19 protein-coding genes are annotated in these 23,345 nt (G+C 69.7%); 10 read left to right on the top strand and 9 right to left on the bottom strand.

The window, feature by feature from the left end; genetic code table 11:
- Positions 1–34: 34 nt before the first annotated feature.
- Positions 35–748: a DedA family protein gene (locus AB0K67_RS20040; RefSeq protein WP_364061911.1), complete on the bottom strand. Its 714-nt coding sequence runs from the start codon at positions 746–748 to the stop codon at positions 35–37.
- A gap of 187 nt (positions 749–935) precedes the next feature.
- Between AB0K67_RS20040 and fbaA the strand changes: the two genes are divergently transcribed.
- From fbaA to AB0K67_RS20025, 3 genes are all read left to right on the top strand, one after another.
- On the top strand, positions 936–1,958 hold the full coding sequence (gene fbaA, locus AB0K67_RS20035; protein ID WP_364061908.1) for a class II fructose-bisphosphate aldolase: 1,023 nt from the start codon (positions 936–938) through the stop codon (positions 1,956–1,958).
- A 34-nt stretch (positions 1,959–1,992) separates the two neighbouring features.
- Positions 1,993–2,403, top strand: a complete 411-nt coding sequence (locus tag AB0K67_RS20030; RefSeq protein WP_364061905.1) for a DUF3151 domain-containing protein — start codon at positions 1,993–1,995, stop codon at positions 2,401–2,403.
- Positions 2,404–2,502: 99 nt separating this feature from the next.
- On the top strand, positions 2,503–3,786 hold the full coding sequence (locus AB0K67_RS20025; RefSeq protein WP_364061902.1) for an adenylosuccinate synthase: 1,284 nt from the start codon (positions 2,503–2,505) through the stop codon (positions 3,784–3,786).
- Between the two features lie 4 nt (positions 3,787–3,790).
- On the opposite strand, the gene AB0K67_RS20020 is transcribed toward AB0K67_RS20025, so the two are convergent.
- Positions 3,791–4,438 (bottom strand): GNAT family N-acetyltransferase, encoded by a 648-nt coding sequence (locus AB0K67_RS20020; protein ID WP_364061899.1) that lies wholly within the window; start codon positions 4,436–4,438, stop codon positions 3,791–3,793.
- Between the two features lie 49 nt (positions 4,439–4,487).
- On the opposite strand from AB0K67_RS20020, the gene AB0K67_RS20015 reads away from it, so the two are divergent.
- Positions 4,488–5,453 carry a glycerophosphodiester phosphodiesterase family protein gene (locus AB0K67_RS20015; protein WP_364061896.1) on the top strand — a complete coding sequence of 322 codons (966 nt, stop codon included), beginning with the start codon at positions 4,488–4,490 and terminating at the stop codon, positions 5,451–5,453.
- A gap of 25 nt (positions 5,454–5,478) precedes the next feature.
- Here AB0K67_RS20015 and corA read toward each other — a convergent pair whose 3' ends face one another.
- Complete coding sequence (corA, locus tag AB0K67_RS20010) at positions 5,479–6,519, bottom strand: magnesium/cobalt transporter CorA (RefSeq protein WP_364061893.1); 1,041 nt, start codon at positions 6,517–6,519, stop codon at positions 5,479–5,481.
- 974 nt (positions 6,520–7,493) lie between these two features.
- Here corA and purD point away from each other — a divergent pair.
- From purD to AB0K67_RS19985, 5 genes are all read left to right on the top strand, one after another.
- Complete coding sequence (gene purD, locus AB0K67_RS20005; protein ID WP_364061890.1) at positions 7,494–8,714, top strand: phosphoribosylamine--glycine ligase; 1,221 nt, start codon at positions 7,494–7,496, stop codon at positions 8,712–8,714.
- 133 nt (positions 8,715–8,847) lie between these two features.
- Positions 8,848–9,684 (top strand): phosphoribosylaminoimidazolesuccinocarboxamide synthase, encoded by an 837-nt coding sequence (locus AB0K67_RS20000; RefSeq protein WP_364061887.1) that lies wholly within the window; start codon positions 8,848–8,850, stop codon positions 9,682–9,684.
- A 76-nt stretch (positions 9,685–9,760) separates the two neighbouring features.
- On the top strand, positions 9,761–11,026 hold the full coding sequence (murA, locus tag AB0K67_RS19995; protein ID WP_364061884.1) for a UDP-N-acetylglucosamine 1-carboxyvinyltransferase: 1,266 nt from the start codon (positions 9,761–9,763) through the stop codon (positions 11,024–11,026).
- Positions 11,027–11,226: 200 nt separating this feature from the next.
- The gene (locus AB0K67_RS19990) at positions 11,227–12,516 is read left to right on the top strand and encodes a GTP cyclohydrolase IIa (RefSeq protein WP_364061881.1); all 1,290 of its coding nucleotides are present in this window, start codon (positions 11,227–11,229) and stop codon (positions 12,514–12,516) included.
- Between the two features lie 783 nt (positions 12,517–13,299).
- Positions 13,300–14,259, top strand: a complete 960-nt coding sequence (locus AB0K67_RS19985) for an EamA family transporter (RefSeq protein ID WP_364061878.1) — start codon at positions 13,300–13,302, stop codon at positions 14,257–14,259.
- Here AB0K67_RS19985 and hisC read toward each other — a convergent pair whose 3' ends face one another.
- From hisC to AB0K67_RS19955, 6 genes are all read right to left on the bottom strand, one after another.
- Entirely contained in the window at positions 14,260–15,318 is a 1,059-nt protein-coding gene (gene hisC / locus AB0K67_RS19980) for a histidinol-phosphate transaminase (RefSeq protein ID WP_364061875.1), read from the bottom strand.
- Positions 15,319–15,381: 63 nt separating this feature from the next.
- A complete protein-coding gene (locus AB0K67_RS19975; RefSeq protein ID WP_364061872.1) occupies positions 15,382–16,047 on the bottom strand; it encodes an NUDIX domain-containing protein in 666 nt (221 codons plus the stop codon).
- Positions 16,048–16,116: 69 nt separating this feature from the next.
- Positions 16,117–17,916 (bottom strand): DUF4434 domain-containing protein, encoded by a 1,800-nt coding sequence (locus AB0K67_RS19970; protein WP_364061869.1) that lies wholly within the window; start codon positions 17,914–17,916, stop codon positions 16,117–16,119.
- 28 nt (positions 17,917–17,944) lie between these two features.
- Complete coding sequence (locus AB0K67_RS19965) at positions 17,945–19,033, bottom strand: glycosyltransferase (protein ID WP_364061866.1); 1,089 nt, start codon at positions 19,031–19,033, stop codon at positions 17,945–17,947.
- A gap of 19 nt (positions 19,034–19,052) precedes the next feature.
- Positions 19,053–20,300: a nucleotide sugar dehydrogenase gene (locus tag AB0K67_RS19960; protein ID WP_364061864.1), complete on the bottom strand. Its 1,248-nt coding sequence runs from the start codon at positions 20,298–20,300 to the stop codon at positions 19,053–19,055.
- Positions 20,301–20,430: 130 nt separating this feature from the next.
- Complete coding sequence (locus AB0K67_RS19955; RefSeq protein ID WP_364061861.1) at positions 20,431–22,116, bottom strand: glycosyltransferase family 4 protein; 1,686 nt, start codon at positions 22,114–22,116, stop codon at positions 20,431–20,433.
- 56 nt (positions 22,117–22,172) lie between these two features.
- Here AB0K67_RS19955 and wecB point away from each other — a divergent pair, with 56 nt between their 5' ends.
- Positions 22,173–23,303 carry a UDP-N-acetylglucosamine 2-epimerase (non-hydrolyzing) gene (wecB, locus tag AB0K67_RS19950; protein ID WP_364061858.1) on the top strand — a complete coding sequence of 377 codons (1,131 nt, stop codon included), beginning with the start codon at positions 22,173–22,175 and terminating at the stop codon, positions 23,301–23,303.
- The last annotated feature ends 42 nt before the right edge of the window (positions 23,304–23,345 follow it).

Here is a 23,345-nt window from a genome sequence, read left to right as displayed (position 1 = left end):
TGGAGACGATCCGCCCCGCCCGGCTCACGAGCGGTCAGTATTGGCCGTCGAAGCTCGAGGGCACGCGGTGGTGCTTGCCGCTGGGCTCGGGGAGCCGCTTGCCGGCGCGGCGGTGCTTGATGGCCTCGACGATGATCGGGATCAGCGAGATGAACACGATCAGGAAGACGCCCGGCAGGATGTACTTGTCGATCTGCTTGGGATCGACCTGGGCGCCGAGGAAGTTGCCGAGCAGGATGAGGCCCTCGACCCAGATGACGCCGCCGACGACGTTCCAGATGAAGAATCGCTTGCTGCTCATCTGCAGCACGCCGGCGACGGGATTCATGAACGTGCGGACGATCGGCACGAACCTCGCCAGAATCACCGCCCTGGCGGGACCGAACTTCTCGAAGAACTCCTCGGCCCTGACGACGTGTTCGCGCTTGAACAGCCGGGAATCGGGTTTGTCGAACATCTTGCGGCCGAAACGCATGCCGAGGAAATGTCCGAGCTGAGCGCCCGCGATGGCGCACAGCGGTGTGCCGATCACCAGGACGGGGAAGGAGAGCGGTTCGATGCCCATGCCCTGCGCGACCGAGGCCGAGCTGAAAATCCCCGCGGCCACCAGGAGCGAGTCGCCGGGCAGGAAGAACCCTAGGAGCAGACCCGTTTCGGCGAAGATGATGGCGAGAACGCCGATGGTGGCGAAAGCGCCCAGAATGGTCAGCCACCATGTCGGGTCAAGGAGATTCAAGAGCCAGTCCACGGCGGAGAGCCTACCTGTAGCCGGGATGCGGCAGATGACCTTCAAGGATGCTGTCCCCGTCATCTGCCGTCAAAGACGTGTTGTCTCCACTACAGACCATGAAGCGCGCGTTGTCTCTACCACAGCGGGTAGTGAGCCGGGATACTGGGCCCTGGCGCGAAGCCGCAACTTCTCAGGGAGATGAATCATGCCTATTGCGACTCCAGAGGTCTACGCTGAGATGCTCGACCGGGCCAAGGCCGGCGGATTCGCCTACCCGGCGATCAACGTCACCTCCTCCCAGACGCTGAACGCCGCCCTGCGTGGCTTCGCCGAGGCCGAGAGTGACGGCATCATCCAGGTCTCCACGGGCGGCGCCGAGTACCTCTCGGGCAGCACGGTCAAGGACATGGTCACGGGCGCGACGGCGCTCGCGGAGTACGCCCGGGTGGTGGCCGCGAAGTACCCGGTCACGGTGGCGCTGCACACCGACCACTGCCCGAAGGACAAGCTCGACGGCTACATGCGGCCGCTGCTCGACATCTCGATCGAGCGGGTCAACAAGGGTCTCGACCCGCTGTTCCAGTCGCACATGTGGGACGGCTCGGCCGTACCGCTCGAGGAGAACCTGGAGATCGCCAAGGAGCTCCTGGACAAGTGCGCCAAGGCGCGCGTGATCATGGAGATGGAGATCGGCGTCGTCGGCGGTGAGGAGGACGGCATCGTCGGCGAGATCAACGAGAAGCTCTACACCACTCCCGAGGACGCGCTGGCCACCGCCGAGGCCGTCGGCCTGGGCGAGAAGGGCCGCTACATGCTGGCGGCCACGTTCGGCAACGTGCACGGCGTCTACAAGCCGGGCCACGTCAAGCTGCGGCCGAGCGTGCTGAAGGAGATCCAGGAGGCGGTGGGCGCCAAGTACGGCAAGGAGAAGCCGTTCGACCTGGTCTTCCACGGCGGCTCCGGCTCGCTGCTGGAGGAGATCCACGAGGCCATCTCGTACGGCGTGGTGAAGATGAACGTCGACACCGACACCCAGTACGCCTTCACCCGCCCGATCGCCGACCACATGTTCCGCAACTACGACGGCGTGCTGAAGGTGGACGGCGAGGTCGGCAACAAGAAGACCTACGACCCCCGCTCGTACGGCAAGGCCGCCGAGGCCGGCATGGCCGCCCGCGTGGTCGAGGCGTGCCAGCACCTCAAGAGCGCTGGGACGAAGATCTCCTAGTCATGTGGGCGGCCCTGCGGGTATGACTTGTCCTATGGAAAACCTTCTCGCCGGGCCGCCCCCGACCAAGCTGCCGGACCTGCCCGAGGCCAGGCAGGCACTGGAATCCGGTGCCAAGGCGGCCGACGTGGCCGCGCGTTTCCCCGCCTACCCGGCTGCGTGGGCCGCGCTGGCGGAGGAATACTTCGCCCAGGGCCACGCCGTGACCTCCTACGCCTTCGCCCGTACGGGCTACCATCGCGGGCTCGACCAGTTGCGCCGTAACGGCTGGAAGGGACACGGCCCGATCCCCTGGGAGCATGAGCCCAACCGCGGCTTCCTGCGCTGCCTGTACGCGCTGCACCGCGCCGCTCAGGCGATCGGCGAGAAGGACGAGGCCGAACGCTGCCTGCAGTTCCTCAAGGACAGCACGGAGAGCGGATACGACGCGCTGACCAAGGGCTGACCCTTGGGACGAATAGGCACGTTCGGGTAGTCTCTCTACGCAAGAGCCCCTGTCGCGCTTGCGCCAGGGGTTTTCGTTTTGTGCTCGGGAGACTGAACCATGCCGGCTGCCGTACTCGTGGGTGCCCAATGGGGCGATGAGGGCAAGGGCAAGGCCACCGACCTGCTCGGTGGCGACGTCGACTATGTCGTCCGCTATCAGGGGGGCAACAACGCGGGTCACACCGTGGTCATCGGTGATCAGAAGTACGCGCTGCACCTGCTCCCCACGGGGATTCTGTCACCGGACGTCGTACCGGTGATCGGCAACGGCGTGGTGATAGACCCGGGTGTGCTGCTCGGCGAGATCGACGGGCTGGCCGAGCGGGGCATCTCCGCCGAGCGGCTGCTGATCTCGGCGAACGCGCACCTGATCATGCCGCACCACAAGGCCCTGGACAAGGTGACCGAGCGCTACCTGGGCAAGGCCAGGATCGGCACCACCGGGCGCGGCATCGGGCCCGCGTACGGCGACAAGATCGCCCGGATGGGCGTGCGCGTCCAGGACCTGCTCGACCCGGGCATCCTGGCGAAGAAGATCGAGGTCGCGCTGACCGAGAAGAACCAGGTGCTGACCAAGGTCTACAACCGCCGCGGCATCGACCCGGCGGCGGTGCTGGACGAGTACCTCGCCTACGCCGAGCGGCTCAAGCCGCACATCGCCGACACCTCGCTGGTGCTGTCGAAGGCGCTGGACGAGGACAAGTTCGTGCTGCTGGAGGGCGGTCAGGGCACGCTGCTGGACATCGACCACGGCACGTACCCGTTCGTCACCTCCTCCTCGCCCACCTCGGGTGGTGCGTGCGCGGGTGCGGGCATCCCGCCGAACCGGCTGACGAAGATCATCGGCATTCTGAAGGCGTACACCACGCGCGTCGGCTCCGGCCCGTTCCCGACGGAGCTGGAGGACGAGATGGGCGAGTGGCTGCGCACGACCGGCGGCGAGTACGGCGTGACCACCGGCCGCAACCGCCGCTGCGGCTGGTTCGACGCGGTGATCGCCCGGTACGCGACCCGGATCAACGGCATCACCGACTACTTCCTGACCAAGCTGGACGTGCTGTCGGGGCTTGAGCGGATCCCGGTGTGCGTGGCGTACGACGTGGACGGCGTGCGGCACGAGGAGATCCCGATGACGCAGACCGACTTCCACCACGCGGTGCCGGTCTACGAGGAGCTGCCCGGCTGGCAGGAGGACATCTCCAGCGCCAAGTCGTTCGAGGACCTGCCGCCGAACGCGCAGGCGTACGTGCGCGCCATCGAGGAGATGAGCGGCGCGCCGATCTCGGCCATCGGCGTGGGCCCCGGCCGCGACCAGACGATCGTGGTGCGCCCGCTGGTCTGAGCCGCTACCCCGTGAGGACGGCCGCCGTCATGGGGGTGTGCAGGGTCCACCCGAGCGTGGAGTAGAGCGCGCGCCCCTGGGCGGTGGCCACCAGGACGCCGTTGGTGGCGCCCATCGAGGTGGCCGCGGTCGCGATCGTCTTCATCACGACGGTGCCGAGGCCGCGGCGGCGGTGGTTCGCGGCGGTCTCCACCTGGTCGATGACGGCGGTCTCGCCCGCGATGGCGAACTGGCCGCGCGCCGCGACCTCGCCCGCCGCGGTCAGCACCCTGGCGACGGTGACGCCGGCGCGGGTGGTGACGGCCAGCGTGTAGCCGTCGGGCGCGGGCACGGGGTCGCGGACCAGGCGGGCGGTCATCATGAACTCCGGGTCCTGTACGGCCCAGGGCTCGGGCAGCAGCGGGGCCACGGCCTCGGGCGGGGCGCAGAGCTTGAGCCAGGTGCCCGGGGTGCGGATGGTGGCCGTCAGGCGGCGGAGGATCTCGGGCGTCGGCGCCGAGACGATGTGGCGGGCCACGTGGCCGGGCAGCCCGACGTCCACGCGCAGGCCCCACGGTTCGCGTACGGGCCGGGGGGCTTTGCGGGAGATGACCCAGCCGTCAACCCACGCCCGTACTGTCGGGAAATGGGCTGACTTGAGAACCTCCGTCATGACGAACAGCCTATTGTCTGGCCTGATTCACCCGACCGGGCGTATCAGGATGAAAAGGACACGGCGTGGCTCTGCCTTCAAGAGCCTCCGGCCAGGTAGGGTCCCGGGTGTGCGCGTTGAGATACATGGTCACCGGGGGGCTCGCGGCCTCTGGCCGGAGAACACCCTGCCCGGGATGAGCCGCACGATGGAGCTGGGCGTCCACGCGCTGGAGCTCGATGTCGCGCTCACCGCCGACCGCCGCCTCGTGCTCACGCACGACCTGACGGTGTCGGCCGTCACCAGCGCCGACCGGCGTCCGGCCTATCCCGGCGATCCCCTCTACCCCTACGTCGGCAAGCCCATCAACTCCCTGACGCTGGCACAGCTGCGCACGCTCGACGTGGGCGTACGCGTGCCGCGTCACCCCAACGACCCGTTCGCCATGACTCAGGTCCCCATGCCCGAGACCCGCATGCCGACGCTCGGCGCGGTGCTGGGGCTGATCAACGCCTACGAGGCCGATGGCGTACGGGTGCACGTCGAGCTGAAGTCGGACCCGACGCGGCCGCACCTGACGTCGGACCCGCACATGTTCACCGAGCTCGTGCTCGAAGAGCTCGAACGGCACCGCAGGCTCGACAACGCGGCCATACTCAGCTTCGACTGGCGGATCATCAGGCACGCCGAGAAGCTCGCGCCCGGCACGCGGCGCTTCGCGCTGATCGAGCTCGACACCCTGCACTGGAACGAGGGCGTCGGCGACGATGTGCCTGCGGCGGCGCGCGATGCGGGCGCCACCACGCTCTCGCCCGAGCACATCATGGTCGACGAGACGCTGATGGCGCAGTCGCGGGCCGCCGGGCTCGACGTCGCGGTGTGGACCGTCAACGACACCGCCCTGGCGGCGCGGATGCTGGATCTGGGCGCGGCCGGGATCGTCACCGACTACCCCGACCGGATGCGGGAGCTGTGGCGGGAGCGGGGGCTCGAGCTTCCCGAACCGGTCGGCCCGCTCAAGCCGGTCGGCGTGTGAGCCGCACCGGGGCGTGGCTCAGGCTTCAGAGCCAGCCGTTACGACGGAAGCCCCGGTGCAGCAGCACGCAGACCGTCACCATGACGCCCAGCACCGCCGGATAACCCCACACCTGGTTGGTCTCGGGCATGAAGTCGAAGTTCATGCCGTAGATGCCGGCGATCATCGTGGGCACGGCCAGGATGGCCACCCACGACGAGATCTTGCGCATGTCCTCGTTGGCGAGCGCGTTGGAGCGCGCCAGCGCGGCCTGCAGTATCGAGTTGCACAGCTCGTTCGACGACTCCACCTGCTCGCACACCCGGGACAGGTGGTCGCCGACGTCGCGGAAGTACTCGCGCATCTCCGACGGGATGACGCGGCGCTGGGGCAGCGCCTGCAGCGGCGCCTGGAGCGGCGTGACCGCCCGCTTCATCTCCAGCATCTCGCGCTTGAGCTGGTAGATGCGGTTGATGTCGCGGGAGCTGACGTCGGCGAACACGGTCGCCTCGACCTCCTCCAGCTCCAGCTGCATCAGGTCGGCCACCTGGAGGTACTGGTCCACCACGTGGTCGGCGATCGCGTGCAGCACACCGGAGGGGCCGCGGCTGAGCAGCTCCGGCTTGTCCTCAAGGCGCTCGCGCACCCCGCCGAGCGGACAATGGCGGCCGTGGCGCACCGTCACCACGAAGTCCGCGCCGAGGAACATCATGATCTCGCCGGTGGCGATGATCTCGCTGCCGTCGCCCGGCTGCTCGTGGTCGAGGTAGGCGACGGTCTTGAGCACCATGAACAGCGAGTCGCCGTACCGCTCGACCTTGGGGCGCTGGTGGGCCTTGACCGCGTCCTCGACGGCCAGCGGGTGCAGGCCGAACACGCCGGCCAGCCACTCCACCTCGGGAGCGGCGGGCTCGTGCAGGCCGACCCAGACGAAGGCGTTCGCGCCGTCGGAGGTCGCGTTGTGCTCGCGTACGAGCTCCAGCGCCTCGACGATGCCGGGCGCGGGCATCTTCTTGCCCTGGACGTAGGCGCCGAACTCGACGACGGAGTCGCCCGGCGGCACGCGTACCGGTGCCGGGGGCTTCACGTGCTGATGCTTGGCACGCGTAGGTACGGACGAGTGTCGGTTGATGCGACGGAAAAGGGTGGACGAGCGCATGGCAGTCCCTTTCCGCCCGACCAGGCACGCTCCACGCGCGACGAAGTCACCTCAATCAAACACACATGCGTGGAGGCACGATCAGGCTGCCGAATTGGAGTGGTCGGGGGTATGCACGGTGTACGTGTGCGAGCACGTACTGCTGGGATCACCAGGATTCATCCCGGACCACCTCCAATCACACGAGACGCCGTAGAGCCGCCCTAACCTACCACAGGCGGGAAGAACCCATCTGACGATACTCGCCCCCAGGCCCCCGCCGATGTAGAACTCCACAAAGTTTCTTGCCTATTCCGCCATCCCCGCCGCCGTACCCCGGGGCCCGCCGTTGCGAGGGCCTGTCCGCACTTCGGTACTGTCCTTCGGGGCCCATCCGGCGAAGTCCGCCGAGCACGGAGCCGACCCGGCGGCTCGGCGGCCCGGCGGAAGCCAGGGCGGCGCCCCTCCGAGGCCGGAACCCGGCACACCGGGCAGCACCGAAGCGACCGAGCCGCACGGCTCCCCCCTGCCGCCCCCGTCTCCCGAAGGACAGCACCGAAATACGGCGGGAGCGTCGCGACGGCGGGTCGGCGAAACGGCCCTCGCCGACCACCGCGAGCGCCCGGCCGTGGACGGCCCGACGCAGCGGCTGCCACCTCCTCCTCTTCCCGAAGGACAGCACCGAAGTACGGCGGGAGCGCCGGAGCGCAGGGTCAGCCGGACGGCCCCACCCGACCACGGCGAAGTCCGCCGGACACACCGCCGGCGGGACAGACCCGGCGAAGCCGGGGCAACACCCCTCCGAAGCGAAGATCAGCAGCCCCGACCCCACCGAAGGACGCACCCCGCCCCGCCGAAGAGCCGCGTCTCGGCGGGTGGGCGGGGGACTCGTGGGTGGTGGTGGGCCTGCGAGAATGGGGCGCGTGCGCGTTCTAGTCATTGGTTCCGGAGGGCGTGAGCACGCCCTGTGCCGTTCACTCAAGCTCGATCCGCAGGTCAGCGAGCTTCACTGTGCGCCAGGCAATCCTGGCATCGAGGAGGTCGCCACCGTCCATCCCGTCGATCCGCTCGACCCCGAGCAGGTGGCGGGGCTGGCGACCAGACTGCGGGTCGATCTGGTGGTGATCGGGCCGGAGGCGCCGCTCGTGGCCGGGGTGAGCGACGCCGTACGCGAGGCGGGCTTCGCCTGCTTCGGTCCCTCGCGCGACGCGGCCATGATCGAGGGCTCCAAGTCGTTCGCCAAGGAGATCATGACGGCCGCCGACGTGCCGACCGCGCGCTCGCGCACCTGCACGACCGAGGCCGAGGCGGCGGCGGCGCTCGACGAGTTCGGCGCCCCGTACGTCGTCAAGGACGACGGGCTCGCGGCGGGCAAGGGCGTCGTCGTGACCGAGGACCGCGACAAGGCGCTCGCCCACGCGCGGGCCTGCGAGCGGGTGGTGATCGAGGAGTACCTCGACGGGCCCGAGGTGTCGCTGTTCGCGCTGTGCGACGGCAGCACGGCGGTGCCGCTGCAGCTCGCCCAGGACTTCAAGCGCGCCTACGACCGCGACCAGGGCCCCAACACCGGCGGCATGGGCTCGTACACGCCGCTGCCGTGGGCACCCGACGGGCTGACCGAGCAGGTCATGCGGGAGATCGTGCATCCGACGATCGGCGAGCTGACCCGGCGCGGGCTGCCGTACCAGGGCGTGCTGTACGTCGGGCTGGCACTCACCTCGAAGGGCCCGAAAGTGGTGGAGTTCAACGCCCGCTTCGGCGACCCCGAGACCCAGGTGCTGCTCGACCGGCTGGAGACGCCGCTCGGCGGGCTGCTCATGGCCTGCGCCACCGGTGAGCTGGGGCTCGACCCGGTCTTCAAGGCCGGCTCGGCGGTGTGCGTGGTGGTGGCGTCCGAGGGCTACCCCGACTCGCCGGTGAAGGGCGACGTGATCCGCGGCCTGCAGTCCACCGACAACGCGTACGTGCTGCACGCCGGTACGGCGTGGAAGGACGGCGAGATCGTCTCGGCCGGCGGCCGGGTGCTCAACGTCATCGGCCACGGGCCCGACCAGGAGAGCGCGCGGCGGGCGGCGTACGAGCTGGTCGGCCGCATCGAGATGCGCGGCTCGCACCACCGTACGGACATCGCCACCGTGAAGTGACCACCGCATGAACTTCGCGACCGTGAAGTGATGTGACGCCGCGGGCGAGGGGCCGCATGGCCCTTCGCCCGCCGGGCCCGCCGGACGTGCCCCCTCGCCCGCCGGGGCGGGCGGCCGGTGGCAGACTTGACCCGTGAAGCATGTGCACTCTGGCAAGGTCCGCGATCTCTACGAGACGGACGACGGCCTGCTGGTGATGGTCGCATCCGACCGGATCTCGGCCTTCGATCACATCCTTGAGCCCGACATCCCCGACAAGGGGGCCATCCTCACCCAGCTCTCGCTGTGGTGGTTCGACCAGCTCAAGGACGTCGTGCCCAACCACGTCGTCAAGCGTGGCGACGACGCCCGCAGCGTGGTGTGCAGGCCGCTGAAGATGGTCGCGGTCGAGTGCGTGGCCAGGGGCTATCTGACGGGTGGCGGGCTGAGCGAATACCGCGCCACGGGCACGGTGTCGGGAGTGCCGCTGCCGCCGGGGCTGGAGGACGGCTCCAGGCTGCCCGAGCCCATCTTCACGCCGTCGACCAAGGCGCCGCAGGGTCAGCACGACGAGCCGATCTCGTACGAGCGGGTCGTGGCGGAGGTCGGCGCGGAGACCGCCGAGGAGCTGCGCCGGATCACGCTGGCCGTCTACGAGCGCGGCGCGGAGATCGCGGCCGAGCGCGGCATCATCGTGGCCGACACGAAGATCGAGCTGGGCTGGGACTCCGACGGCGTGCTCACGCTGGGCGACGAGGTGCTCACTCCCGACTCGTCGCGGTTCTGGCCTGCAGACGAGTGGCAGCCCGGCCGCAGTCAGACTTCTTTTGACAAGCAATTTGTACGCGATTGGCTGCTATCGCCCGAATCCGGATGGGACAAATCCACCGGAAACCCCCCACCGCGCCTTCCGGACCACATCGTCGAGCGCACCCGGCAGCGATACCTAGAAGCGTATGAGCGCATCACGGGGGCTCCCTTTAGCGGATGATTCGGCTGGGCCAAGTGGTGTGAGCGACTACTGTTGGCCCGTCCGAGCCTCACCGGAAATCAAGGAGCCGCACGAAATGGTCCGTTACCGCGTGCGCGGTGGCAACGCACTGCGTGGAACCGCGTTCATCCAGGGCGCGAAGAACGCCGTGCTTCCCATGATCGGTGCGGCCCTGCTCGCCGCCAAGGGCCGCACCGTCCTGCGCAACGTGCCGATCATCGAGGACGTGCGCCGCGCGGTCGAGCTGGCCGAAGCGGTCGGCGCGTACGTCGAACTGCACGAAGCCGAGCGCACGCTGGTCATCGACGCCTCCAAGGTCAGCAGCCCCGTCCTGCCCGCCGAGATCGCCCGGCGCTTCCGCGGGTCGGTGCTGTTCACCCCCGCACTGCTGCACCGCCTCGGCGAAGCCGTCGTGGAGGGCGTCGGCGGCTGCAACCTCGGCAGCCGCAACCTCGACTTCCACTACCTCGGCTACAAGCGCCTGGGCGCGGTCGTCGACGAGGGCGAGACCGTCATCCACGTCAAGGCGGCCGGCCTGACCGGCGCCACCCTCTACCTCGACACCCCGTCCCACACCGGCACCGAGAACCTCATCATGGCCGCCTGCCTAGCCAAGGGCACCACGGTGATCGAGAACGCCGCCCTTGAGCCCGAGGTGCTCGACGTCATCGACATGCTCGGCAAGATGGGCGCGCGCATCAGCGGCGGCGGCACGGGCTTCATCACCGTCGAGGGCGTCGACGAGCTGCACGCCGTCGAGCACACCGTCATGCCCGACCGCCTCGACGCCGGCGTCTTCGCCATGGCGGCGGCGATCACCCAGGGCGAGCTGAGCCTCGTCGGCACCGGCCTCGACCTCGGCGTCGTGCGCTACAAGCTGGAGCAGATGGGCGTCGAGTTCCACCGGCAGGGCGCCGTCCTGCACGTACGCTGCGACGGCCCGCTGCGCCCGATCAACATCATCACCGACACCTACCCGGGCTTCGCCACCGACCTGCAGTCGCCGATGATGACCGTCGCGGCGCTCGCCGACGGCACCAGCTACATCCACGAGCGCATCTTCGACGGCCGCTTCGCGCTGGCCGGCGAGCTCAACAAGATGGGCGCCAACGTCGAGGTGGAGGGCAGCAGGGCCATCGTCCGTGGCCGTACGCCGCTCACCGGAACGCACGTGACCGCTCACGATCTGCGATCGGGCATCGCGCTCGTGCTGGCCGGGCTGGCCGCCGAGGGCGAGACGGTGATCGACTCCGGTTACCTGATCGACCGCGGCCACGCACATCTCGCGGCGCGAATGCGTGCTCTCGGAGCGGACATTACACGAGAGATTTCTGAGCGCTAAAAACGCCAGAAAAGTGGCGTTGAGCTGCCAAAACACGTAGTCGGACGGTCCAGCAGAACGGCTTTCCGGAAAAGTCGGGCGTGACATTACGGCCCCCGCGAGCGATCGTTCCAAAAGAGAGCACTGCAACGGACGGCAGGATGGGACGAACATTGGTCGAGAGGGCCGAAGAAACTCCCCGAGTGTCACGCCCGGGCGCTATGACACCGGACCTCACCATCGGCGTGGTCGGACCCCACGACCTGGTCGAGCGAGTCATGCTGATGGGTCACGCCGCGGCGCCGCTGCCGTGTCGCCTGGTCGCCGCGGCCTACCGCGACGAGCAGGAGGCGCCCGACAAGGTGACGCGGCTCGGTCCCGGTGTCGACGCGTGCCTGTTCGCCAGCCCGGTCCCCTACGACCTGGCCCGGCGTTCAGGCGTGCTGACGATGCCCGCGACGTACGTGCAGCTCGGCGGAGCGGCACTGGTGGCGGCGCTCGCCAAGGCGGCGCTCGACACCCGCATCGACCCGAAACGGGTCAGCATCGACGTGGTCACCAGGGCCGACGTCGAGGAGGCGTACACCGACCTCGGCATCCCCGCGACGGACGTGCACAGCCGCGACGAGCCGGGCGCCACCGGCACCATCGCGGCCTACCACGAACGCCTCGCCCGGCAGGGGGCCACCACGGGCGCGCTCACGTGCCTGCCCGCGGTGGCCGAACGCCTGCAGACGGCGGGCGTGCCCGTCATCAGGATCAAGCCGACCTCGGCGGCGGTCCGTACGGCGCTGCACACCGCGGCGCTGCTCGGAGCGCACCACCGCCTGGAGGAGTCGCAGCTCACCGTCGTGCTGGTGGAGGTGCCGACGCTGCGCGAGCCCGTGCGGCGTGCGGCGCCCCGCTACTGGCGCGACGAGCTGCGGCTGTCGCTGCACCGGCTGCTGGTCCAGGAGGCGAACCGCATCAACGCCACCGTCTGGCCCATCGACGATCACAGCTACCTGGTGACCGCCACCAGAGGCTCGATCGCGGCGGCCACGGACGGGTTCAGGGTGTTGCCTTTCGCCGCCAGGATCAGGGACGAGCTGGGGCTGGCGGTCGAGGTCGGCGTGGGCATGGGCCGCACGACGCACGACGCCGAGTCGCACGCCCGCGCCGCGCTGGCGCGCACGCAGGCGGGCAAGCAGGCACAGGGCTTCGCGGTGGACCGCGAGGGGCGGGCGCTGATCCCGGCTCCGCGGATGCCGCCGACCGGGGCCACCGCATTGAAACCGAAAGGAGTGGAGGTACTGGCCCGGCTGGCGGCCAAGCTCGAAGGCGGCGACACGGTGGTCGACGCCGAAGGGGCGGGCAAGATGCTCGGGGTGACGCCGCGTACGGCACGGCGGTTGCTGCGCACGTTGGTTGACGAGGGACTCGCGTGGCCGCTTCCGCCGAACCGCACGCCGCAGCCTGGGCGTCCACGGCAGCTCTACCGGCTGATCGTGGAGAAGCTCGGACCCCGCTGAGCCGGGACGACGAGGCCGGTCCGCTCTGCGCGGGCCGGCCTTCTTCTTGGTCCGGACCTTGACTGGAGCGTGCCGGCCTCTTTCTTGGTCCGGACGTTGACCGGAGCGTGTCGGCTTCAGGAACATTGCGGGCGCACTTTTGTGAACGGATTGGTTGACCCGTGGAGATGCGGGTATGTTCTCCCACGCCCCCGATCGACGGGATTCGGACGGGGGCACCAAATCCTCACCATCGTCGACGATCCGGTGTGACGCTCCGCCTGCGCAACGTACGTTTTCGTACCCTTTTGCGCCTTTTCTGGGGCTTTTTCGGGTTTGTTGAGGAAATGACGGCCGGGGTGGGCGGCGGAATAGGGGCTGTGCGGGCCTGTACGGCGCTGTGAGCGCCCGCCGCCGTAGGGGTGGCTCTCGGGATTCGGCCATCCTGAACGGCGCCCAGAACCGGCCCTGTAAGCGCTCCCGCCGACCCACCCGGTTACGTCCCGTCGAGTGACCGCCGCGCGCCCGGACACGGCCCACGCGTGCGGCGGGGCGGGTGGGGCACGCGGCCAGTGCGGGCAGGCCCGCGCGGGGCGCACGAACGGGAGCTGCGCAGGCCGCGCGAGGCGCACGAACGGGAGCTGCGCAGGCCGTGCGGGGCGCACGAACGGGAGGTGCGCGGGCGTGTGCGGATGGCCGCGCGGACGTCAGAAATGACCTGAGTGCCCGATGGGTCGGCCTTGGGGGTTCAAGGGCTGATATTCGCAGGTGATCTGTCGTACCCGGGCTGTACAGTCATGAGCCATGAGTGCAAACGCTCCTGTCAGCCGATCCCCGCTCCTCATCTGGGGCGCGCTGGCGATCGTTTACGTCGTGTGGGGCTCGACGTACCTCGGCATCAGAATCGCGATCGAGACGCTGCCGCCGCTGCTGCACGGCGCCACGCGCTTTGTCACCGCCTCACTCCTGCTGGCGGGGTTCCTGCTCATCAAGAAGGGCACGGCCGCGTTCACGATGACGCCGCGCCAGTTCGGCGGCGCCGCGCTGGTCGGCCTGCTGCTGCTGACCGGCGGCAACGGCATGGTGGCCGTGGCCGAGCAGCACATCTCCAGCGGGCTGGCCGCGCTGCTCGTGGCCAGCGTGCCGCTGTGGCTGGTCGTGTTCCGGATCATCGCGCGCGACAGGCCCGCGCTGCTGACGGTGGCGGGTGTGCTCGTCGGCTTCGGGGGTGTGGCCGCGCTGTCGCTCAACGGCGGCGGCGAGGAGGCCGGTACGACCGGGATCGTGGTGATCCTGCTGGCCTCGCTGTCGTGGTCGATCGGCTCGTTCATCTCCAGCCGCATCCCGATGCCGCCCAACGTGTGGACGGCCAGCGCGGTCGAGATGCTGGCCGGCGGCGCCGGGCTGGCGATCGTCAGCACCTCGATCGGCGAGCACGTCGATCTGGCCGCGGTCTCCGGGCGGTCGTGGGCGGCGCTCGCCTACCTGGTGCTGGTGGGCTCGCTGGTCGGCTTCACCGCGTACACGTGGCTGCTCGGCAACGCGCCGATCTCGCTGGTCTCCACGTACGCCTACGTCAACCCGGCCGTCGCCGTCGTCCTGGGCGTGCTCGTCGTGAACGAGCACGTGACGGCGCAGATCGTGCTCGGCGGCGTGGTGATCCTCATCGGCGTCGCCCTGGTGGTCTCGACAGAGCGACGCGCGAAGAGGACACCGGCACCCGCCCAGGCCGGCGAGGTCGATACGGCCCCGCAGCAGGCCTGATCAGCGGGGGAAGCGCGCGGCGACGGCGAGGAAGGCGTCGTTGGCCTCGGGCGAGCCGATCGACACCCGCACGCCTTCGGGGTGGAACGGCCGCACCGCCACGCCCTCCGCGGCGCAGGCGGCGGCGAAGTCCTGGGTACGATCACCGAGCCGCAGCCAGACGAAGTTGGCCTCGCTCGGCGGCACCGTCCAGCCCTGACCGATCAGCGCCTCGCGGACGCGGGTGCGCTCCTTGACCACCTGCTCGACCCGGTCGAGCAGCTCGTCCTCGGCGGCCAGCGAGGCGATGGCGGCGACCTGGGCGAGGTGGTTGACCGCGAACGGCATCATCGTCTTGCGGACGGCCGTGGCCACCGGCTCGTGCGCGATCATGTAGCCGACGCGCAGCCCGGCCAGGCCGTACGCCTTGGAGAAGGTGCGCAGCACGGCCACGTTGGGCCGGTCGCGGTAGAGGGTCAGGCCGTCGGGCACGTCCTCGTCGCGCACGTACTCGCGGTAGGCCTCGTCGAGCACGACCAGCACGTCCTGCGGCACCCGGTCGAGGAACGACTCCAGCTCGGCCCTGCGGATGGCGGTGCTGGTCGGGTTGTTCGGGTTGCACACGAACACCATGCGGGTCCTGTCGGTGATCGCCTCCGCCATGGCGTCGAGGTCGTGGTCCTCGCCCGCCAGCGGCACCCGTACGGACGTCGCCCCCGCCAGGTCGGCGAGCAGCGGGTACGCCTCGAACGACCGCCAGGCGTAGACCACCTCGGCGCCCGGCTCGCTCACCGCCTCGAAGAGCTGCTGCGCCACGGTCACGGACCCGGCGCCCAGCGCGATGTGCTCGGCCGGCACGGAGAACCGCTCCGCGATGGCCTCGGTCAGCTTGACCGCGCCGGCGTCGGGGTAGCGGTGGATGGTCCTCGCGCCCTCGGCGATGGCCTCTGCCACGGAGGGCAGCGGCTCGTACGGGGACTCGTTGGACGACAGCTTGTACGACCGCCCGTCGGGCGCGACGACCGCCTTGCCCGGGGTGTAGGGGGCCATGGTGTCCAGAATCTGGCGGAAACGAGGCATGGCATCACCTTAAGAGGAACGGCCGGGTGGGACATCACCCGGTTGCCCTTCGATCTTCGAGGCTCATTCTTTGAGGCTGCGGAGCATGGGCGGGTGGAGCAGCTCGGCGGGGCCGCGGCGGTAGAGCTTGGCGGGCCGCCCGCCGTCGCGGGCGGTGGTGCCGCCGGTCTCGACGAGGAAGCCCTCGGCCTTGGTGACCTTGCGGTGGAAGTTGCGCGGGTCGAGCGTGCGGCCCCAGACGATCTCGTAGACCCGCCGCAGGTCGGCCACGGTGAACTCGGGCGGGCAGAACGCCGCGCCCAGCGAGGTGTATTCGAGCTTGCCGCGCGCGCGTTCGACGCCGTCGAGCATGATGCGCCGGTGGTCGAAGGCCATCACGGTCAGCGAATCGACCGGCTGCCAGCTCATGTGGGCCTTCTCCGAGGCCGGCAGGTCGGGGGCGAGGCCGAGGTAGGCGACGCTGAGCACGCGCTGGCGCGGGTCGCGGTCGGGGTAGCCGTAGGTCTGGAGCTGCTCCAAATGCACGGGCGCGCCGGGCAGCCCGGCACGCTCGGACAGGATGCGGTGGGCGGCGGCCGGCAGGTCCTCGTCGAGCTGGATGAAGCCGCCGGGCAGCGACCAGCGGCGCAGGAACGGCGGGTTGTCGCGGCGCCACACGAGAGCGCTCAATGCCTGGTTGCGCACGGTGAGCACGACCAGGTCGACACTGACCGGGATGCGCGGGACCATGCCCGGCACGTTACACGCAGTCGTACGAACGCAGCGAACCGTACGTCATGCCGCACGTCATCCTTTACGTCATGCCGGTGCCGCGATGCGGACGTGCAGCTCCTCGGTCGTGGCCTGGCCCGACGGCAGCCTGACCCCGATGCGCACCCATTCGCCCGGCGGCACCTGCGTCCAGTCGAACGGCACCCATGCCGCCGCCATGCCCTCGGGCAGCTCCTCCTCGATCGGGTCGCGGTCGAGGTAGCCGGTGCTCGCGATGTCCCGTTCCTCGGTGCCGCCGGACCACTGGATGGTGACGGTGCCGAGGTCGAGGTTGTAGCCGCGGACCTCCACGCCGTCGTCGGCCTCGCGGGGCCGTCTGATGGCGTCCACGGCGATCGGGCGCTGCCAGTCCTTGATGATCTCCTCTTCGATGGACGGCTTGCCGCACGTCATGAAGTCGCTCCACATGTAGGAGACGATCTTCTGGACGTACCGGCCGGCCATCGCGACCGCCTGGTCGAGGCGCTCCTTGTCGGTCTTGCCGCGGGTGCCGGTGGGCGCGCACGGCTTGTCGCCGGACGGCTCGAAGACCTCGACGTTGGCCCAGAGCTGCACGTGGTGGCCCTCGTCGATCATCTGGTCGCGCGCCTCGGACATCGCGCGGTAGTAGTCGCGGGTGGAGCCGTGGTAGGCGGTCCCGTACGTCGACTCCCCCACCACCGGCCGCAGCCGCTCGTCCACCTCGGTGTCGCGCTCGTCCGGCCAGAACAGCCCGACCTTGCCGGTGCCGCGGCTGTCCTGCGGCGCGATGATGCCGACACCGGTGCGCGCGAGCGCCTTGAAGCCCTCGGCCACCTGCTGCGGCGTCTGCCCGAACGCCACCCGCTTGCGCGCGTCCATGTAGGGGCTGATGAGGATCGGCTTGCCCGGCAGTTCCTGCTGCACGATGCGGTGCTGGTCGGCGTAGACCTCAAGCGTCGGGTTGTCGGCGAGCGTCGCCGACATCTGCACCTCGAACGGCTGGTAGACGCCGCCGAGCGACTCGCGGTCGGCGAAGCGCTGGCCGTAGTCCTGCAGGATGCGCCTGGTCAGGGTGGTGAGCGTGCCGAGGTGGCGCTTCTCCGCCCTGATCGGCGTCTTGTGGTCGCGCGGGGCCAGCGGCAGCGCGGGGAAGATCCGCATGCCGAACTGATCTCCGAGGTTGAGCAGCTCGCTCAGGCTGTCGGACGGCGAGCCGGCCACCAGGATCATGTCGTACGCCTGCGCCTTGCTGCTGAAGTCGCAGGTGGCGTCGTCGGAGCCGTCGGCCTGGGTGATGAGGCGGTAGTAGATGCGCTTGCCCGCCTCGATGGAGTGCTCCATCTCCGGGCAGCGGTACAGGCCGGAGCCGAACGCCTCGTCGGTCCTGTAGACGTACACGCGGCCGATGCGGTTCTTGGGGTTGGCCCGCTTCAGGTCGCGCTCGGCCGCGTCGTGGCAGCTCATGCCGTCCTCGACGCACGCCTTGTACAGCGAGTCGATCTCGCCGTCCTTGGTGCGCACCTGGCCGGAGGCGGTGACCGTACGGAACTGCAGGCCGTAGCCGATTCTGATGATCGTGTCGCCGCCGACGCGGTGGATCTCCTGGAGCTGCTTGCGCCAGGTGCAGGGGTTCGACTTGGGGGTGATCCAGTAGCCGGTCACCGCGTACGGGGCGATCTCGCCGGTGTCGAACGTTCCACAGGGGTCGGTGAACTCGCTCACCTTCGGCGTCGGGAGCGTGCTCGACGGCTTGGCCACCGGGGACCTCGCGGCCGTCGGCTCGGAGTCGCCGAACGGCAGCACGATCACCACCGCGGCGATCACCGCGAGAATGGCTGCGCCCGCGACCAGTAAGAGCCAGCGCACGTTCAGGAACCTACCCGCCCCTCGTTGGTTACGGCTTGACCCCGGCCCAGGCCTCCAGCTGCGCCACGAACCGCTTGGCGGAGTTGGGCCAGTGGTGGTTGGCGCGGGCCGCCGCATAACCGCGTGCGCCCTGCCGCCGCCGCTCCTCCTCGTCGTCGCGCAGCGTCAGCACCGCCTGCGCGACCGCCTTCGGGTCCTCCCACGGCACCACGACGCCGCTGTCGTAGCGCTCGACCAGCTCGACCGCGCGCGGCGACGGCGTGGTGATGACCGGGATGCCGTGCGCCATGTACTCGACGATCTTCGTCGGCATCGAGTGCCGGTAGTTGGGCTCGTCGTGCAGCAGCGACAGGCCGGCGAGCGCGCCGTCGAGCCGCTTGAGCGCCTCGTCGTTGGGCATGAAGTCGCGCCACTCCAGCAGGCCCTCGGTGACGGCCTTGTTGAGTATCGGGCGGCTCTGCGGGTCGGCGTACCCGATGAGCTCGACCGCCACCTGGTACGGCTGGAGCAGCTTGGCCACCTCGACCGCCTCGCACACGCCGCGCGCCCGCGACAGCCACCCGAGGTAGACCACCCGGTCGTCGCCGGGCGGCGTCACCGTGTCGGGCACCCACGTCTCGTTGGGCACGATGAGGTGGGCGTGCTTGAACCGGCCCGCGTACGCCGTCTCGGCGAGCAGCAGGTGCAGGTGCCGCTCGGCGGTGCCCTCGAGCAGGCGGGCGAGGAAGCGTACGGGCGGGCGCAGCATCGCGGGCAGCCACGGCTTGAGCGAGAGCGTGGCGGGGGTGTCCTCGTGGACGTCCCACACCACCGGCGGCCTGTTGCGCACGCCCCACACGGCGAACAGCAGCTCGGGGTCGTGGATGAGCACGAGGTCGACCTTGTCGCGCATGCGCTTGAACAGCCGCCGCGCCGCGAGCACGGCGGCGATGCGCTTGCGCTGGGCCGCCCGCGGCAGGTCGACGCCGTTGACCCAGGGCCTGGGGACGACGCCGTGCGCGGTGTAGGAGGCGGCGTACGTGACCTCATGACCGGCGTCCACGAGAGCGCGGATCTGCCGATGCAGGATCCTCGCGTCCTCGGGGTTATGCACCACCGTCATGACGAGCACGTGCACTGCGCGCAGCCCTCCGTCGCTACAGCCGCTCGACGCGTTCACCCTCGGCGAGCACGCCGCGGGTATCCAGCACGAGCTTGGCCTTCGCCTCGACCATGTCGAGATCGAACGCGGAATGCTGCTGCAGCAGCAGCGTCACGTCCGCGTTCGTCACGGCCTCCGCCAGATCCTCCTCACGCTTGACCGGGGTGCCGTCGACCGACCACTCCTTCACATAGGGGTCCGCGAACGACAGCTCGGCGCCCAGCTCCAGGAGCGCCCGCGCCACCGGCAGCGCCGGGGTCTCGCGTTCGTCGGCGATGTCCGGCTTGTACGTGACGCCGAGCAGCACGACCTTGGAGCCGTTGACGGCCTTCTTGTGCCGGTTGAGCAGGCGCTGCGCGCGGGCGACCACGTACGACGGCATCCGCTCGTTGATCTCCTGCGCCAGCTCGACGAACCGGAACGGGTAGCCGAGCTTGCGCACCGTGTACGACAGGTACGACGGGTCGACGGGGATGCAGTGACCGCCGACGCCGGGCCCCGGCAGGAACTTGTGGAAGCCGAACGGCTTGGTGGAGGCGGCCTCGATGGCCTCCCACAGGTCGATGCCCAGCTCGTCGCAGAAGATCGCCATCTCGTTGACGAGCGCGATGTTGACGTGCCGGTAGGTGTTCTCGAGCAGCTTGGCCATCTCGGCCTCGCGGGTGCCGCTGACCGGCACGACCCGCTCGACGAACCGCCCGTAGAACGCCATGGCCCGGTCACGGCAGGTCGGGGTGTAGCCGCCGACCACCTTGGGCGTGTTGCGCAGGCCGAACTTGGGGTTGCCCGGGTCGATGCGCTCGGGCGAGAAGGCGAGGTGGAAGTCCTCGCCCGCGACGAGCCCGGACGCTTCGAGCAGCGGTCTTGCGACCTCGTCGGTGGTGCCCGGCCAGGTGGTGGACTCGAGCACGACGAGCGTGCCCTTGGTGAGGTTGCGGGCGACGGCCTTGGTCGCGCCCTCCACGGCGGACAGGTCGGGTCGATGGTCCTCGTCCAGCGGGGTGGGCACGCAGATGACGATCGTGTTGCTTCTGGCCAGCACGGTCTCATCGAGCGTGGCGCTGAACCCGTTGGCCAGCATGTGCTCGAGGTCGGCGTCGGTCAGGTCATCGATGTACGACCGCCCGGCGTTGAGCGAGTCGACCTTCGCCGGGTCCACGTCGAGGCCGACGACCCGGAGGCCGGCGCTCACCGCCTCCTTGGCGAGAGGCATGCCGACGTAGCCCAGACCGATGACAGCCAAGTCGATTTCTGTCACAGCTGTGCCTTTGGGAGCCGGAAACAACACTTCATGGTGGCAAAGGTTATCTCAAGTCCACCTAGCTCACGCCTAATGCGAGCGAACCAGTCACAAGAGACAGCCATCTGAACGGTCAACGTTCGGTAAGTGAACGGTATAGAGCTTGATAAGTCTCGGCAACGCGGCTCCACGTGCGCTTGGCCGCGACCTCGGCCTTGCCCGCCTCGCCCATCTCCCTGCGCTTGGCGGGGTCGTCGCGCAGCCCGGCGATGGCCTTGGCCAGCGCCTCCGGATCGCCTGCGGGCACGAGCATCCCGGCACCGTCGGAGCCGACCAGCTCGGCCAGCGCGGGCAGATCGCTCAGCACGACCGGCTTGCCGAGCGCCATCGCCTCGACGGGTTTCAATGGCGTAACAAGTCGGCAGACCCGGAGGTCCTCGCGCGGGCAGGCGAAGATGTCGATCGCGTCCTGGGCCTGCAGCGCCTCGTCGGGGCCGACCCGGCCGGGCAGGATCGCGTCCTTCAGCCCCAGCTCCTCGACCAGCTGGAGCAGGTTCTCGCGCTCGGTGCCGTCGCCGACGAGCAGCACGCGTACGGGAGAGCCCTCGTCGCGCAGCAGCGCCGCCGCCCGCAGCAGTGTGGCGAATCCCTCATAGGCCACGATGCTCGACACCGAGCCGACGACGATCTCGCTGTCGGCGATGCCGTACGCCCTGCGGAACGAGGCGCCGTCGTACTGCGCCGTCAGCAGCGAGTCGTCCACGGCGTTGGGCGCGAGGTGGATCTTCTCCCTCGGGACGCCGCGCTCGACGATCTCCTGAGCCATGGTCTCGGCCAGCGTGACGACCGCGTCGGCCTCGCGCATCAGGAACGCCTCGCGCTCGCGCTGGAGCACGTGACGCTGGCTGCCGACCCTGATCGGGTTGCGGGAGGCCCAGGTCTCCTCCAGGAAGCCGCGGACCTCGTACACGAACGGCGTGCCCGTGCGGTCGCGCACGGCGTGGGCGACCGAGCCGTTGCGGTGGTCGGTGGCCGCGTGCAGGATCTGCGGGCGCAGCTCGGTCACGAGCTTGGTGACCCGGTCGGCGCCCCTGATGATGCGGCCCTGCGTCTCGAACGGCATCTCGATGCCCGGCTCGGGCAGCAGCCGGTGGTAGGGGATGCCGTCGATCTCGTCGTACGGCGCCGCGTCGGCGTGGCCCTGCAGCATCGGCCAGCCCCAGCTCGTGACCACGTGCGGGTCGATGCCCGCGGCCTTCTGGGCGGTGACGATGCGGTGGGTGCGCACGGTGTAGCCGGCCTGCGTGTACGGCAGCGCGTTCGTGACGACGTGGAGCACCCGGTTGCGGACCCGCTCCAGGATGGCCACCTTCGGGCCCGGCGGGATCGGGTCGGGGCTGATCGCGGCCAGCTCGCCGCGGTAGTAGGCGGCCCTGCGCTTGACGAACGGGTACTTGGTGTGGGCCTCGAGCACCGCGGCGGCCTCGCTCACCCGCCCGGCGTCCCAGTGCTCCTTGGCCTCGTTCCACGGGCCCTTGACCACGCGCATGCCGAACTTGCGTACCATGCGGCGGGCCTTGCGGGCGGCCGGCCAGGCGACGCTGCCCACGACGGGACGCAGCTTCGGCGGAAGCGTCTCGGCCGCGGCCTGTGCCACGCGGACCGGGTCGGTCCTGACCTTCGTCCACACCACGCGGGAGACGATGACGGGGTGGTTGACGAACCCCCTCAGAAGCCCACCGACGCCGGCACGGGCGGACTTCGCGGAGACCCGGTCGTTCGTACGGGAGGAGTCTTGACGACTGGCGTCGGATGCCACGGTGGGACCGTACCATAGGCAGCGTTTTTTCCCTTCCGCTATGAAAGGCGAGGTCAATGAGGGAGAACCCCCTGGTCCTGCACGTATTGGGCGCTCGCCCCAATTTCGTGAAAGCGGCCCCGGTGGTGCGGGCACTCGGCGAGCTCGACGTGCGGCAGGGCATCATCCACACCGGTCAGCACTACGACGCGCTCATGTCGGACGTCTTCTTCGCCGACCTCGGGCTGCCCGAGCCGGTGGCCAATCTGGGCGTCGGATCCGGCAGCCACGCCAAGCAGACGGCGGCGCTGCTCGTCGGTCTCGAAGAGGTCGTGCAGGAGCAGGACCCGGACCTGGTCGTGGTGTACGGCGATGTGAACTCGACGCTGGCCGCCATCCTCGTCTGCGCCAAGCTGGGGGTGCCCACGGCGCACGTGGAGGCGGGGCTGCGCTCCTACGACCGCAGCATGCCCGAGGAGGTCAACAGGGTCGTCACCGACGCGCTGGCCGACGTGCTGTTCGCGACCTCGCCTGAGGCGCTGTCGTACCTGGCATCCGAGGGCGTGCCGGCGCACAAGGTGCACCTCGTGGGCAACCCGATGATCGACAGCCTCTTCTCCGCGCTGCCCAAGCTCGACCCCGCGCCGATCAAGGCCAGGCTCGGCCTGCCCGGCCGGTACGCGGTGGCCACCCTGCACCGCCCGGCCAACGTCGACACCGCCGAGGCCGCCAAGGAGCTCGTGGACGCGGTGCTGGAGGTCTCGCGTCAGGTCCCGGTCGTGGTGCCGGTGCACCCGCGCGGCAAGGCGCGGCTGGCCGAGGCCGGTCTCGTGGACGGCGAGACCGTCAAGGTCATCGACCCTCTCGGGTATGTGGACTTTCTCTCACTCGTACGCGGCGCCGCGCTCGTCGTCACCGACTCCGGCGGCGTACAGGAGGAGACGACCATGCTGGGCGTCCCCTGCCTGACGGTCCGGCCCAACACCGAGCGGCCGATCACGATCACGCACGGCACCAACCGCCTGGTCACGCCCGCGCTGCTGCCGGTCGCGGCGGAGAAGGCGCTGGCCGACGGCGCCGCCACCCCGGCGGGCGAACTGCCGGTGCTGTGGGACGGCAAGGCGGGCCCGCGGATCGCCACGGTGATCGCCGCCTGGCTGAAGGGGGACAACCTCGCGCCGGCCTCTCAGGCCAAACGCCCCGAATAGCGGCAAACCCCGCCGTAGTATGAAACACCTCCGCTGAGCGAT

Origin of the sequence: Nonomuraea sp. NPDC052634, from assembly GCF_040678535.1 — a bacterium.
GTDB lineage: Bacteria > Actinomycetota > Actinomycetes > Streptosporangiales > Streptosporangiaceae > Nonomuraea > Nonomuraea fastidiosa.
This window is presented reverse-complemented; position numbering and strand designations above follow the sequence as displayed.